11 protein-coding genes, 1 tRNA gene and 1 other RNA gene are annotated in these 12,294 nt (G+C 59.7%); 5 read left to right on the top strand and 8 right to left on the bottom strand.

Annotation, left to right across the window (positions count from 1 at the left end; translation table 11 throughout):
* Window positions 1–95: 95 nt before the first annotated feature.
* Window positions 96–290 (bottom strand): hypothetical protein, encoded by a 195-nt coding sequence (locus ATK06_RS07100; RefSeq protein ID WP_048379448.1) that lies wholly within the window; start codon window positions 288–290, stop codon window positions 96–98.
* Window positions 291–454: 164 nt separating this feature from the next.
* Here ATK06_RS07100 and ATK06_RS07095 point away from each other — a divergent pair, with 164 nt between their 5' ends.
* Entirely contained in the window at window positions 455–1,768 is a 1,314-nt protein-coding gene (locus tag ATK06_RS07095; RefSeq protein WP_169916265.1) for a galactokinase family protein, read from the top strand.
* 18 nt (window positions 1,769–1,786) lie between these two features.
* Here the strand turns inward: ATK06_RS07095 and rnpB are convergent.
* The 4 genes from rnpB to ATK06_RS07075 form a co-directional block, all read right to left on the bottom strand.
* An RNA gene (rnpB, locus tag ATK06_RS07090) (RNase P RNA component class A) lies at window positions 1,787–2,194 on the bottom strand.
* 16 nt (window positions 2,195–2,210) lie between these two features.
* Window positions 2,211–3,407: a bifunctional RNase H/acid phosphatase gene (locus ATK06_RS07085; RefSeq protein ID WP_048379451.1), complete on the bottom strand. Its 1,197-nt coding sequence runs from the start codon at window positions 3,405–3,407 to the stop codon at window positions 2,211–2,213.
* A complete protein-coding gene (locus tag ATK06_RS07080) occupies window positions 3,408–4,124 on the bottom strand; it encodes a zinc ribbon domain-containing protein (protein WP_048379453.1) in 717 nt (238 codons plus the stop codon). It lies immediately after the preceding gene.
* 54 nt (window positions 4,125–4,178) lie between these two features.
* Window positions 4,179–5,333, bottom strand: coding sequence for a Nif3-like dinuclear metal center hexameric protein (locus ATK06_RS07075; RefSeq protein WP_048379455.1), 1,155 nt, complete (start codon window positions 5,331–5,333; stop codon window positions 4,179–4,181).
* Window positions 5,334–5,472: 139 nt separating this feature from the next.
* Between ATK06_RS07075 and ATK06_RS07070 the strand changes: the two genes are divergently transcribed.
* From ATK06_RS07070 to ATK06_RS07060, 3 genes are read left to right on the top strand one after another with little or no spacing between them, the layout of a single operon-like run.
* Window positions 5,473–6,135 (top strand): HAD-IA family hydrolase, encoded by a 663-nt coding sequence (locus tag ATK06_RS07070; RefSeq protein ID WP_098389421.1) that lies wholly within the window; start codon window positions 5,473–5,475, stop codon window positions 6,133–6,135.
* A complete protein-coding gene (locus ATK06_RS07065; protein ID WP_048379457.1) occupies window positions 6,110–6,595 on the top strand; it encodes a low molecular weight protein-tyrosine-phosphatase in 486 nt (161 codons plus the stop codon). Before ATK06_RS07070 ends, ATK06_RS07065 begins: the two co-directional genes overlap by 26 nt.
* Window positions 6,588–7,613 carry an SURF1 family cytochrome oxidase biogenesis protein gene (locus tag ATK06_RS07060; protein WP_231913521.1) on the top strand — a complete coding sequence of 342 codons (1,026 nt, stop codon included), beginning with the start codon at window positions 6,588–6,590 and terminating at the stop codon, window positions 7,611–7,613. Before ATK06_RS07065 ends, ATK06_RS07060 begins: the two co-directional genes overlap by 8 nt.
* A 44-nt stretch (window positions 7,614–7,657) precedes the next feature.
* On the opposite strand, the gene ATK06_RS07055 is transcribed toward ATK06_RS07060, so the two are convergent.
* A tRNA-Val gene (locus ATK06_RS07055) sits at window positions 7,658–7,730 on the bottom strand.
* A 96-nt stretch (window positions 7,731–7,826) separates the two neighbouring features.
* Entirely contained in the window at window positions 7,827–8,222 is a 396-nt protein-coding gene (locus ATK06_RS07050) for a DUF3052 domain-containing protein (RefSeq protein ID WP_231913577.1), read from the bottom strand.
* Window positions 8,223–8,526: 304 nt separating this feature from the next.
* Between ATK06_RS07050 and aceE the strand changes: the two genes are divergently transcribed.
* Window positions 8,527–11,265 carry a pyruvate dehydrogenase (acetyl-transferring), homodimeric type gene (aceE, locus tag ATK06_RS07045; protein WP_098389088.1) on the top strand — a complete coding sequence of 913 codons (2,739 nt, stop codon included), beginning with the start codon at window positions 8,527–8,529 and terminating at the stop codon, window positions 11,263–11,265.
* Window positions 11,266–11,313: 48 nt separating this feature from the next.
* On the opposite strand, the gene ATK06_RS07040 is transcribed toward aceE, so the two are convergent.
* Window positions 11,314–12,264, bottom strand: a complete 951-nt coding sequence (locus ATK06_RS07040) for an alpha/beta fold hydrolase (protein WP_098389087.1) — start codon at window positions 12,262–12,264, stop codon at window positions 11,314–11,316.
* Window positions 12,265–12,294: the final 30 nt, after the last annotated feature.

The raw sequence follows: 12,294 nt of genomic DNA, 5'->3' as shown, positions 1-12,294 counted from the left end.
CGCTCGCACCTTGGGATCAGATACAGATATGGGCCCCTGAACTGCACTGTCAGGGGCCCACCACATGATTCCGTCACACGACGTGTCACGCTAGGTTAATCTTCATCTTCCCATGCTTCGTCTGCTGCATCAGCAGCCTCATTACGAGCCTCCGCACGCTCTAATGCCTGGGACGCGGCCTCCTTAGACTCGTACGGCCCCATGCGGTTTTCCCAACCACGGACTTTGCCCTGGGTAACTTCGCCGGTTTCAGGGTCGTAGTACCATGCGCCTTCTGTTTTATCAGCCACGAGTGCCTCCTTATTTTCACAACAAAAATTAAGTTCGCCCCATCCACGATACCTATTTCTCCGAAACCAGTGCAGCGTCCACTTGTATAACGGCTAGACTCGCTCTAGATTGCCAACGCATTCGGCTCCCCCTGTACGCCAATACAGTAAAGGATTAAATACCTGTGTCACACGAGTTCCCCACCCCGGATTGCCTCACACGTGCTGCCAACATTCACGAAGAAACATACGGCACCCCAGGCACGATCAGCGGGCACGCACCAGGTGTGTGGGTAACTATTGGAGAACACATTGACACATTCGGTGGCCTAGCCTTGCTGCACCACGTCGAACAACGAGTGGCCGTAGTAGCCAGCCCCCGGGAAGATTCAACGGTGGCGGTAACGGCAAGCTTTGCTGCGTCGTTAAGCGATTCCAGCACTCAGGGCACTACGGTCTCGGAGTCCGCTACCTTCAAGGAAGCGACACACGCCATTCAGGAGCAGTCCCCGCACGCTGACGAGCACGGTCAGCGGATTGAACCGCCCATGCCGAAGGGCGGGTTAGCGTTGCGCCTTGCTGCGGTGGCGCTGAACCTCATGCAACGTGGTGTCCTGAGTCGTGAGTCCACAGGGTTCAACATCACTGTGGTCTCCGAACTGCCCCAGGGTTCCGGTTTCTATGAACTCGCAGCGATGGATGCCGCGTTCGCTGTGGCTGCAGCTAGCCGACTGAATGACCGCAACGAGCCACCGATTCGCCTCAAGTTGGCAGAGGCCTGCATCAGCGCTGCCGATAGCATTGCTGCATTCCCCGCCGTGTGCAGTGTTTATCATGTGTTGTTGCGCTCGCAGGGCACCGGCATGAGCGTGATGAATCATGCAGACGGTGCGTTGACGCAAACACCGTCAATGGTTGGCCGCAATTTCTCACTCGTTGCAGCACGCAGCCCTGAAGGCGGTCTCTTGGATGTCCCCGAGGAGGAAGCTGCTGAACAGCAGCGCATCCGCCAGCGTTTCGTATCAAAGGCCAGTCACGCATTCGGGGTCGACTATGTGAACTTGCTTCCCGACGCCACCGCGCGAGTCATCCAATGGCTCGAAGCAAACCACCAGGTCTTAGGCCCCGAGGGATGGCCAAGCACCCACGAGGCTGCTGCGTGGCTACGTTTTTGGGGCGGTGAATCCGAACGCGCCTCCACTCTGCTCTCGGCAATTCGGGCGTTGGATTTCCCCACTGCCAGCAGGCTCATCAACGCATCGACGGAAGCTTTGAACACAGATTACGGCATCGCGGGAACCGCTATACCGCTGGGGCAACTCTTGCTCAAGCAGGGCGCAGATAGCGCACGTCCAGCAGCACCCGGAAGGTCGCGGACTGTTGCCGCGGTAGTGCCTAACGAAAACGTTACTGAGGTCTTGGATTATCTAGCAGACGCAGGCATTGAGGCCACAAAAGTAGCTACACTGTCGACGTTATGGCGGGCTACAGAAGCCTAAAGTTAAAGCGTAAAAGGGCGCATAAGTTGGCCTATAAGCCGGATTCTGTCCACCCACCTGAGGTGGGTTGGGGCGACATCCATCTAGGCCACCAATCGCTTGGTGGCTCAAGCAGCTACCTGCGGACTTAGGCCAGCTGCCGTTAACGTCCGCTCCCGGCGCACCAGTGGTGCACCTCGTTGCCTTGCTCCCGGTGGGGTTTACCTGGCCACACCAGTCACCTGGCATGCCGGTGCGCTCTTACCGCACCCTTTCACCCTCACCTACCGCGAAAGGGAGGCGGTCTGCTTTCTGTTGCACTTTCCCGCGGGTTACCCCGGGTTGCCGTTAGCAACCACCGTGCTGTGTGGAGTCCGGACTTTCCTCGGTGGCCCGCTTGCACCTAGTGGTGTAGTTCGGGCCAACGCGTACGCCCCAGCCAACTTATGCGCAGCCTGCAACCTTACTCGCTGTTGCTGCTTGGCTCCAAGTATGGGACGTGGTTGACTGCCCGGATCACACCAGAATCGCCGGTGAAGTCGATGATTGACCAGCTGGCTAGGTCGAGGAAAAGGTTGCGGAATACTTCCGGCCCACAGCCTAGGCCTTGGCGGATAAGAGATTTGATGGGGTGTACGTGGGTGACCACGGCCACCGTCTTTCCAGGATGCTGTGCGACGACCTCTTTCCGCCACGCGGTAACCCTGCGGTGGAGCGCCTGGATGGATTCTCCGCCGGGTGGACTTACTGCGGTATCGGTGGTCCATCGTTCATGAAGTTCGGGGTCCCGTTCGCGGGCCTCCTGGAAGCTCAGTCCGTCCCACGTACCAAAGTCGATCTCGAGCAGGCCGTCGTCCACGGTGACGTCTACGCCTGTGGCTGTGCTGAGGTACCTGGCGGTTTGCCGGGCCCGCGCCAGCGGGGAACTTAAAATCACGTCGATTGTTTCCCGGCGCGCCAGATCTTTGGCAAGGACACGGGCTTGTTCATGGCCGTGGTCTGTGAGTTCTTTGTCGTCGTGACCGGCGTAGAGTTTGGCCGCGCTACTTGGGGTTTGGCCGTGGCGGACCGCGATGATTCGTGTGACTGGCACGCTTTCCGCCGTTTGCGTGGAAAAGTCGGATGGTTGCGCTGCCTGGGTGTTCTCAGAGACGGTGGGTTCGAAGAGGCCGTCTTGCGGGCCTGGGTTTTCTTCCGAGGCAGTCTCCCCGCCACCCAAGGGTCCTTCAGGGGCTCCTTTGGCTGCAGCGTCCATGGCTTCGTTGGCTAGGGCGTCTGCTTTGGCGTTGCGCTTGCGGGGAACCCATTCGAAGTGGACTTTCTGGAAGCCGGACATGAGGTCGCGGGCTTCGAGAGCCAGTTTCTGCATATCGGGGTGTTTAATTTTCCAGCGTCCGGACATTTGCTCGACGACGAGCTTGGAGTCCATGAATACGGTAACGGTCTGTGCACCCAGCTCAGCGGCAGCGCGCAGCCCGTTAATCAGGCCCCGGTATTCGGCAACGTTGTTCGTGACTTTGTCCGCGAAGACCCACGCTATTTCACGGAGAACCTTCTTGTGGTCTCCGGTGTACACGACTGTCCCGGAACCGGCGATGCCTGGGTTGCCGCGAGAGCCGCCGTCGGCTTCGATGATGACTGCGTCTTTATAGACGTCCATTTACACGGCCTTTCGCACCAGGTAGGAACCGCAGTCTGGGCATTCGGGGAGTTCGTCGGCAGGCGCCAGGTTGATGGCGGAGCGGTCGGCTGCTGGTAGGACGATGTGGCAGGAACCGCAGGTGCGTCCGTTGAAGAGGCCTACTCCTACCCCGTTGACGGCGCGTTGTTCGTGGTAGGCCTCCACGACGTCGTCGGGTAGTTGTGCTTCGAGTTCTGCCACGTGGGCGCGGGGATCTTCGGATTCTTGTGTGGACGCGGCTTCAGCGGCACGCTGAGCTACCTCGACCTTGCGCTCTAGGTCAGAGATTTTCGCACCATGGATATCGCGGTTTTGGCGTAGCGCGTGGACCTCATTGTGTGCTTCCATCAGTTCAGCCATGAGGTCAGCGATGCGGGACTTGGTGGCGTAGCGGTCGTGCTGCAAGTCCTTGCGCTTTTCTTCATCAGTTTCGGTAGCCAGTTGGGCCTTGTTGTCGCGGTCCCGGGCGCGGAGTTTGCGCTCGTCGTCTTGGATGCGCAGGATCTCGTTTTCCATATCATCAACGGCCATCTGGGCTGCGGAAGCGGCGCTACGCATCTGGTCGAGTTCGGTGCGCAGGGTGTTGAGCTCGGCTTGCTCTGGGGTTTCGGTGGTTTTGGCACCTGCGGTTGCTAGGCGACGTTCCAGGGTGGAAAGTTCGAGAAGAATTGGCTGCAGGTTTTCGGCAAGTTTCATGGCTTTTCCTACGGTTGTATGTGGTGTCCGGGTGGGCCGGAGGGGCGTTTTATTCTACTGCGCGGTACGTGGGTGTGCCGATAGGGTCCAGGGGTCGGTGCGGATATCGATGATGTGGGTACCTACGCCGAGTTCGGCGACGAATCCCGCCGCTTGGGTGGTCCAGGGGAATTCGCTGGCCCAGTGCGCGGTATCGATGACGGCGGGCCCTCCGGCGCGGAGGTGTTCGTCGACTGGGTGGTGTCGTAGGTCCGAGGTGACGTACACGTCCACCCCGAGCTTGGTGACGGTATCGAGGAAGCTATCCCCGGATCCAGAACCAACCGCCACAGTCTGCACCATTTGGCCAGGGTCGCCGGCGGCGCGAACTCCCCACACGGTTTCGGGCAGGGCGTCAGCGACCTGTTGGGTAAAAGCACGCAAGGTCATCGGTTCCGGCAATTCGCCCACGCGTCCCAGTCCATAAGCCTTGCTCAGGTCGCGTTCGCGGTCGGCAGCGAGCTCCACGATGGAAAACGCTGGTTCTTCGTACGGATGCGCCCCACGGACCGCCTTAATCACGTGTGCTCGGCTGGTCCTCGGCGCCACGAACTGGACTTGCTGTTCTGCACCAGTAAAGAGCTTTCCGACGTCGCCTTCGGCCGGATGTGCGCCCTCTTTGGGAAGGAATTGCCCATGTCCGGTGAGGGTGAAGGCACAGTGCGAGTAGTCCCCGATTGCGCCTGCCCCGGCTGCGAAAGCTGCTTGCATGACTACGTCCGCGGAGTCCTCGGGCACGTTCACAGTCCACTGGTCTAGTGCTGAGGAGCCGTCATCATCCTTGGGGGCGATGGGCCGCCCTGGCGTGATGCCGACAAGTTCCGCGAGGACATCGTTGACGCCGGGGCGGGCAGAATCCGCATTCGTGTGGGCGGCGAACAGCGCTACCCCACCGCGGATCAAGGTGTGGAGGACCTTGCCTTTTGGTGTATCCGCTGCGACCGTAGACGTGCCGCGCAGGAGCAGCGGGTGGTGTACTACGAGCATGTCGACACCAAGGCGCACGGCTTCGTCGGCAACCGCTTGGGTGCAGTCCAATGCAAAGGCGACGTTGGACACCTCAGCGTCGGGATCTCCGCAGATGAGTCCCACTTTGTCCCAGCTTTCGGCCAGGTGGGGCGGGTAAGCCTCTTCTAGGCGGGCGCGCACTGTTCCTACTGTGTGAGTCACTAATCCTCCGTTGCGTTCAACTGTTGGGGTATGACTTCTACAGTGTAGCCACCATCCCAGACACAGCATGGTGGCCGCACGGCAAAGTCTCGCGCCGGTTCTCACAAAAATCTCACATGCTTCTGGCACCCTTGACGATGTGACTGTTGTACTCCTTGACCTTGATGGAACGCTGGCCGACTCCTACCCCGGCATCCGAGGCGGGCTGCTCCACGCAATCGACGCCGTGGGCGAGCCCCATCCGCCTGAAGATTTTCTGGCCACAATCGTGGGCCCGCCAATGGAACATACTCTGGGCAGGCTGGGCATTTCGGGAAAGCGTCTCGACGCCGCAATGGCCGCGTATTACCAGTATCAGAATGCGCAAGGGTTTGAGGATGCTCGGCCGTATGCGGGCGTCGAGAAGCTTCTTGAGCGCTGGCGAGCTGCGGGCTACAGGTTGGCGACCGCAACATCGAAGTCTGAAAACGGGGCAATGACTGTACTGCGCAAGTTCGGGTGGGTGGACTTGTTCGAGTTCATCGGCACCGCTCACAATGACCACAAGCATCCGCGACGCGGAAAAGTACCAGTGCTCAAACACGTATTTAAGAACATGAATCTGGACCCGGCCGGGGAACCCATCATCATGGTTGGCGACCGCCATTACGATTTCGAAGGCGCACGTACCATGGGTATTCCAAGCGTGGCCGTAACCTGGGGTTATGGTCAGCCCCAGGAATGGGAGGACGCAACGTGGACCGCGCACAACCCCGCGGAACTAGGAAGGATTATCGATGACGCAGCACAACGTAGTAATTAGCTTTGTGTGCACCGGCAACATTTGCCGCTCGCCGATGGCCGAGGCCATCCTGAAGCACACGCTCTCCGAGGAAGGGCGCACGGACGTGGAGGTGGTCTCGTGCGGGACAGGTGGCTGGCACATCGGGCAGGCTCCAGACAAGCGTGCTCTTGCCGAACTGTCCGCACACGGCTACGACGGCTCCGCACTGCGGGCCAGCCAGTTCGCGCAACGCGACGCTGACGCTGACCTCCTCATCGCCTTAGATAATGGGCACCGGTCCCACCTGATCGCCAGTGGCGTTCCTGAAGAGAAGGTTGCCTTGCTGCGCGATTTCGACCCCAACTCCCCCGACGGCGCAAACGTGGACGACCCTTACTACGGCGGCCCTGAGGGTTTCACCGTGACCCGAAACCAGATTGAAGCAGCAATCCCGGGAATCCTGAAGTGGGTGAACAGCTACACTGAGGGCCGTGAATAAAGTCATGGAAGAGCGCTACGGTTCGCGGTCCGCCCGCACGTCTGGCTGGAGGCAATTTCTGACCCCCGGCTGGATCCTAGGCGCGATCGTAATCGTGCTTTTTTCGTATTTTGCCTTTACGTGGCTAGCCCCGTGGCAGTTGGGTAAGAACTCGGAGATTAACGAGCGCAACGCCCAAATCGAGGCCGCTTTCAATACCGATCCGGTGAACTACCAGGAGATTTTCGGCCCCGGTGGCACCCTGGATCCCAAGGATGAGTGGCGCCGTGTGACAGCGACCGGACACTTCCTCGCCGACCACGAATCACTGCTGCGGATGCGCCCTGCCGGAGGCGGGCCGGCTGTCCACTCGCTTGTGCCCTTCCAGACAACCGCTGGCGACACAATCTTGACCCACCGTGGCTATGTGTCTTCAGAGGGCAACACGATTCCAGAGATCGCCCCCATCCCCACCGGCGAGGTCACCATCACCGCTGTCGCCCGCGTCAACGAACCGCGCCCCGACCGTCAACCGCTTCACGACGACGGCTACACCCAGTTCTATGGCATCAACACTGAGCAGATCGCTGAAACACTCGGAGTGGATTTGGGTCGTGATACTTTCCAGCTTGTCGACGACCAACCCGGCGTTCTGACTCCGCTGCCCATCCCGAAGCTCGATACGGGTTCGCACCTGTCCTATGGGCTGCAATGGATTGCATTCGGAATAATGGCCCCACTTGGTTTGGGCTACTTTATCTGGGCTGAACTTCGTGAACGTCGTCGTGCCCGCTCAGAGGCGGAAGAAATCTACGCATCCGAAGACGCAAGTGCTTCCGCCTCTGCTGAATCTGCCCCGCGCAGCATGCGCGAACGTTTGGGCTTCGACAACGATGAGGACCTCTCCACCGCCCCACCACCCAGTATTTTCAGCCGGCACCGCACAGTGGAGCATTCCCGATCCCTGGCAGACCGCTACGGAGATACCCCACGGAACCAGTATCGCAAGATTATAGAAAAAGAGGAAGACCGCTTCTAGAAACCCGAAAGCCCTTGACCGAATGGTCAAGGGCTTTCACTTTGTGCGTCCCGACGGGTTCGAACCGCCGACCGCTCGGGTGTAAACCGAGTGCTCTTCCAGCTGAGCTAGGGACGCTCACGTGTACGTTATAGCAACCAGTTGCTTCCGAACAACGGACATAACACTAACATACACTCTACAGTTAAAGGCAAATCTGCAGGCCAAGTGCCATTAACGGATGGTTCCGCGCTGCACCAAGCAGGAGGCTTGCCAATCCCCTAAACGCTCAGCCTTCGTTTGTGTCAGGCCAGCCAGCTGCGCAGACTCTGGGATAACTCCGGGGCCAAGTGCACCTTCGCGGCCGGTGCCTGGGGTCAGGAGCCAAATTTGACCATTGTCGGCAAGGGACCGGAGGGCGTCGACAAGCCCATCAACTAGGTCCCCGTCTTCGTCGCGCCACCACATCAGGACGGTGTCGCACAGCTCATCAGTATCTTCGTCGAGTAACTCTTCACCGATATGAGCTTCGATAGCCTCGGAGATACTCGAATCGGCATCTTCGTCCCAGCCCAATTCCTGGACTAGATCGTCCTTACCAATTTCCAGCGTGGAAATCAGATCACGGATTTTGTCGGCGCCTGCGGCGTCCACCACTTTTGTGCATCCTCCTGATGTAACGGCCCACGAGACACTCGCTGTACACGATGCCAGATGCGGCCTGCGAATAACTTATACGTGCAGGATACAACGAATTAGATACCGGGTTCCGATTTACCCCATATTCGCTGCGAAAATCGTCCGAAAGAATGGCCCCGGAAACTATCTGTCTGCAAAGTACGGCCGTACTGCGGTAGTTTAGGTACAAAGATGAACCATCCTGATTGCCCTCCACCGCGAGGGATTTGAATCACCGACACCAATGGAGGTGCACATGGCTGAAGAAAAGGGCCACGGCGTGCGTAAAGACGACACCAACTTCGCAATTATTCGCGACGGTGTTGCGTCCTACCTGAACGACTCCGACCCGGAGGAGACCCAGGAGTGGATGGACTCACTCGACGGGTTGCTCGGCAACGCCAGTCCAGAGCGTGCCCGCTACCTCATGCTGCGCCTCCTGGAGCGCGCCAGCGCCAAGCGTGTGCCGCTGCCGGCCATGCTGTCCACGGACTTTGTGAATACGATTCCAACCTCTTCCGAGCCGGAATTCCCTGGCGATGAGGAAATTGAGAAGCGTTACCGCCGGTGGATGCGCTGGAACGCTGCAATCATGGTCCACCGCGCGCAGCGCCCAGGCATTGGCGTCGGTGGCCACATCTCCACCTACGCGGGCGCAGCTCCTCTCTACGAAGTTGGATTCAACCACTTCTTCAAAGGTAAGGACGCCCCAGGAGGCGGCGACCAGGTCTTCTTCCAAGGGCACGCATCGCCCGGCATGTACGCACGCGCCTTCCTCGAGGGTCGCCTGACCGAGGATGACTTGGACGGTTTCCGCCAGGAAGTCTCCCGCCCACAAGGGGGTCTGCCCTCCTACCCGCACCCGCACGGCATGCGCGATTTCTGGGAGTTCCCCACCGTTTCGATGGGCCTGGGCCCAATCGATGCCATCAAGCAGGCTCGTTTCAACCGTTACCTGCACAACCGTGGCATCAAGGACACGTCCCAGCAGCACGTGTGGGCATTCCTTGGCGACGGCGAAATGGACGAGCCGGAGTCCCGTGGTGCACTGCAGCAAGCAGCCGTGGACAACTTGGACAACCTGACCTTCGTTGTGAACTGCAACCTGCAGCGCCTCGACGGTCCAGTCCGCGGTAACACGCAGATTATCCAGGAGCTGGAGAGCTTCTTCCGCGGCGCTGGATGGTCCGTGATCAAGGTGATTTGGGGCCGCGAATGGGACCAGCTCTTCGAGAAGGACGACGAAGGCGCACTGGTGGAAATCATGAATTCCACCCCAGACGGCGACTACCAAACTTTCAAGGCTAACGACGGCGCCTACGTCCGCGAGCACTTCTTCGGACGCGACCCCCGCACTGCGAAACTCGTCGAGGACCTCACCGACGACGAAATCTGGGCGCTACGCCGTGGCGGCCACGACTACCGCAAGATTTACGCTGCCTACAAGCGTGCGCTGGAGACCAAGGACCGCCCAACGGTCATCCTCGCGCACACCATCAAGGGCTACGGTTTGGGCCACAACTTCGAGGGCCGCAACGCGACCCACCAGATGAAGAAGCTCACCCTGGACGACCTGAAGCTCTTCCGCGACAAGCAGGGCATCCCAATTTCTGACGAGGACTTGGAAAAGGACCCAACCCTGCCGCCGTACTTCCACCCGGGTGCTGATTCCCCAGAAATCAAGTACATGCTGGAGCGCCGCAAAGAATTGGGTGGGTTCCTGCCGGAGCGTCGCGAGAAGTACGAACCACTGCAGGTACCTGGCATCGACAAGCTCAAGGGCCAGCGCAAGGGTTCTGGCAAGCAGTCCGTTGCAACCACGATGGCGCTGGTGCGCACGTTCAAGGACTTGATGCGCGACAAGGACCTCAAGGATCGCATCGTTCCGATTATCCCCGACGAGGCCCGCACCTTCGGTATGGACTCCTGGTTCCCTACCTTGAAGATTTACAACCCACACGGGCAGAAGTACGTTCCGGTCGACCACGACCTCATGCTCTCCTACCGCGAGGCGACCGACGGCCAGATTCTGCACGAAGGCATCAACGAGGCCGGCGCCGTAGGCACATTCATTGCTGCGGGTAGCTCGTACGCTACCCATGGCGTTGCCATGATTCCGTTGTACATCTTCTACTCGATGTTCGGCTTCCAGCGCACCGGCGATTCCATCTGGGCAGCCGCGGACCAGATGGCACGTGGCTTCCTCATCGGTGCAACCGCTGGACGTACCACCTTGACCGGTGAGGGCCTCCAACACATGGACGGTCACTCGCAGATCATTGCGTCCACCAACCCGGGTGTGGTCTCCTACGACCCGTCCTTCGGCTACGAGGTTGCCCACCTGATTCGCGAGGGCATCGACCGCATGTATGGCGAAGGTCGTGGCGAAGATGTTATCTACTACATCACCGTGTACAACGAGCCCACCCCGCAGCCGGCTGAACCGGAGAACTTGGACGTCGAAGGCCTACACAAGGGTATCTACAAGTACTCGACCGCGGGCAAGGGCTCGCACAAGGCCTCCATCCTGGCGTCCGGCATCGGTATGCAAGCAGCACTCAAGGCCCAGGAGATCCTGGCAGAAGACTTCGATGTAGATGCATCGATCTTCTCGGTCACCTCGTGGGTGGAATTGGCTCGCGACGGCGCCGCGAAGGCAAAGGACGCCCTGCAGCACCCTACCCTGGAAAACGAAGAAGCGTTCGCTACCAAGCAGCTCAAGGGCGAATCCGGCCCCTACGTTGCGGTGAGCGACTTCGCAACTGACCTGCAGGAGCAGATCCGTCCGTACGTTCCTGGCCAGTACATCGTGCTGGGTGCCGACGGCTTCGGCTTTGCAGACACCCGCGAGGCCGCACGCCGTTACTTCAACATCGACGCCGAGTCCGTCGTAGTTGCAGTGCTCATGGGCCTGGCCCGTGAAGGCGAGCTGGATATTTCCGTGGCACAGGAAGCCTCGAAGAAGTACAAGTTGGATGACCCAACGTCTGTCTAAGCTCTAGCCCTCCCGTAGTGCCCGTCGAATTCTTCGGCGGGCACCCTTTTATGCCCGCGTAATTAACCGCGAAATAGCGGTGTTGACCATCTCGGGGAAACTCAGTGGAATCATGTGCCCAGTGTGTGGGGCGGTCTGCCGGTAGGCATCGGGCCACAGTTCCATGATGCGATCAGCTTGTTCATCGGGGGTGACAGCATCGAGTTCCCCATCAATGACGTATCCAGGTATCCCCTCCAGGGCTGCTGCTGCGTGAACTTCGGTGTGCTGCTGCAGGTCGTCGAAGAAGCCCACGAACGTTTCTAGCGGGGTGTTGTTAATCATCGCGGCGTGGAACTGGATGAGGTCGTAGTCGATTGGCCGGCGGAACACCCCCACTGCCAAGCCCGGCGCGATGACCGATGTTACGGCCTCGCGGAATTCGTCGGCTTCCTCAGGTGCGGCTTCGACAGCATCATAGACGGCCTGGGCTGCGGGCAGTGCGAGGATTTGCGGAATCCCTTGAGAGGACAGGGGTTCAATAGAAGCTGCGACAATCACCAGCCCGGCTATGCGGTCACGCAGTTGCGTCGCGCGACGCACCAGGTTGAATGCTGCCATCCCACCTAATGAATGGCCCACGATGATGAGGTTGCCCGTGGGTGCGTGGCGTTCGATGACGGCGAGGGCGTCGTCGGCAAGCCCGTCCACGGTGCATTCTTCTGGCGGGAACGCCCCAGTTTCCCCGTGTCCGCGCAGGTCCATGAGTAGAGATTGCACCCCTGGATGATGCTCACGCAAGTACTCGGTCTGGAGGTAATAGCCTTGTGCTTCGAGGGTGAAACCGTGGATGAACACAACAGTGGTATCAGCAGTGGCGGGGCCGACGGCATAATAGCGAATCTTTCCTACCCAGCCGTCACGGTCCACGTGCCAGGGACCGGGCCGGGAGGCGTCGTGAAGCGCAAGCCTGCGGCGGCCGCGGGCAGTAAGTCGGTCAAGGACGGTGCGGGGATCCATGTCTGGCTATCCTAGCCGGCTAGGATGGTC

The organism is Corynebacterium renale (assembly GCF_002563965.1).
GTDB classification, from domain to species: domain Bacteria; phylum Actinomycetota; class Actinomycetes; order Mycobacteriales; family Mycobacteriaceae; genus Corynebacterium; species Corynebacterium renale.
Note: the sequence above shows the minus strand (reverse complement) of the source record. Positions and strands in the feature narration are given on the sequence as shown.

Bases quoted from the DNA above. Each gene is read 5' to 3' on its own strand.
- ATK06_RS07085 (WP_048379451.1), bottom strand. From the start codon at position 3,407: ATGGACGTCTATAAAGACGCAGTCATCATCGAAGCCGACGGCGGCTCT.
- ATK06_RS07080 (WP_048379453.1), bottom strand. From the start codon at position 4,124: ATGAAACTTGCCGAAAACCTGCAGCCAATTCTTCTCGAACTTTCCACC.
- ATK06_RS07065 (WP_048379457.1), top strand. From the start codon at position 6,110: ATGACGCAGCACAACGTAGTAATTAGCTTTGTGTGCACCGGCAACATT.
- aceE (WP_098389088.1), top strand. From the start codon at position 8,527: ATGGCTGAAGAAAAGGGCCACGGCGTGCGTAAAGACGACACCAACTTC.
- ATK06_RS07040 (WP_098389087.1), bottom strand. From the start codon at position 12,264: ATGGATCCCCGCACCGTCCTTGACCGACTTACTGCCCGCGGCCGCCGC.